The sequence below is a fragment of the Vibrio sp. S12_S33 genome, assembly GCF_963889785.1.
GTDB lineage: Bacteria > Pseudomonadota > Gammaproteobacteria > Enterobacterales > Vibrionaceae > Vibrio > Vibrio aestuarianus.
In genome coordinates this window covers 1-287 of record NZ_CAWPQZ010000330.1, presented here as the reverse complement: position 1 = coordinate 287, position 287 = coordinate 1, and the positions used below count along the sequence as shown (strand labels likewise).

Annotated in this window: 1 protein-coding gene; it reads left to right on the top strand. The window is 48.4% G+C overall.

Translation table 11 applies throughout. The features are described 5' to 3' along the window. Positions 1-11: 11 nt before the first annotated feature. On the top strand, positions 12-287 hold a 276-nt coding region (locus tag AACW06_RS20355), incomplete at its 3' end, for an IS66 family transposase (RefSeq protein ID WP_445286268.1).

Genomic DNA, 287 nt, shown 5'->3' with positions numbered 1-287 from the left:
TAATCAATGCCATGAAAAAGACGCCCGATATTAACCCAGAAAGCCAAGACATCGCCGAGCTTCAAGCTATGGTGAAAGCGTTGATGTCGGAGAAAAATGAGTGGCAGCAAGAACGCCAATCCTTAATCGAACAGTTCAAGCTCGCCCTTGACCGCCAGTTCGCCAAACGCTCGGAAGCGTTAAAGCCATATAACGAAGCACAGGGTGACCTCTTTAATGAGGCAGAATGTGAAGCGGCGAAAGCGGAAGATGAGGTTATCACCACCACAACGACGACCATTAAACGT